The sequence below is a fragment of the Azohydromonas sediminis genome (assembly GCF_003574675.1).
Taxonomy (GTDB): domain Bacteria; phylum Pseudomonadota; class Gammaproteobacteria; order Burkholderiales; family Burkholderiaceae_C; genus Calidifontimicrobium; species Calidifontimicrobium sediminis.
Genome location: NZ_QOAZ01000118.1, coordinates 1 through 548 on the forward strand (window position 1 = coordinate 1; position 548 = coordinate 548).

General features: G+C 39.4%; 3 protein-coding genes. All 3 read left to right on the forward strand.

The features are described from left to right. The coding region (locus tag DRV96_RS17890) for a single stranded DNA-binding domain-containing protein (RefSeq protein ID WP_419187071.1) at positions 1-200 on the forward strand (200 nt) is incomplete at its 5' end. Then, complete coding sequence (gene rpsR, locus DRV96_RS17895) at positions 175-402, forward strand: 30S ribosomal protein S18 (protein WP_005598105.1); 228 nt, start codon at positions 175-177, stop codon at positions 400-402. The genes DRV96_RS17890 and rpsR, both read left to right, overlap by 26 nt. A 17-nt stretch (positions 403-419) precedes the next feature. Continuing rightward, positions 420-548, forward strand: a 129-nt coding sequence (rplI, locus tag DRV96_RS17900) for a 50S ribosomal protein L9 (RefSeq protein ID WP_119293629.1), incomplete at its 3' end; no start/stop codon positions are given.

A 548-nucleotide genomic window follows, 5' to 3' on the forward strand; every position in this document is an offset into this window, starting at 1 on the left:
GTAAAATCCAAGTGATTTTAAATGGCAATCAATTTAGTTTAATAACCCAACAAATAAAGCTCGGCGATAAAATTAGAGTTTACGGATTTATCCACACTCACAAAGACTATAACGGTTTAAGCCAATTAGTCGTTCATGCCGAACATATTGAATTTATAGATCAGGAGAAGCCAAATGGCACGTTATTTCCGTCGTCGTAAGTTCTGCCGTTTCACAGCGGAAAATGTTGTTGAGATCGATTACAAAGATATCGCTACATTAAAGAACTACATTTCTGAAAGCGGCAAGATTGTTCCTAGCCGTATCACTGGTACTCGTGCGAAGTATCAACGTCAATTAGCTCGCGCAATCAAACGCGCTCGTTACTTAGCGTTACTTCCATACACTGACAACCATCAGTAATAGAGAGGTCGAGTACAATGCAAGTTATTTTATTAGATAAAGTTGCTCACTTAGGTTCTGTGGGCGACCAAGTAACTGTTAAATCAGGTTTTGCACGTAACTTCTTAATCCCACAAGGTAAAGCGGTTATGGCAACAGCAGCAAAC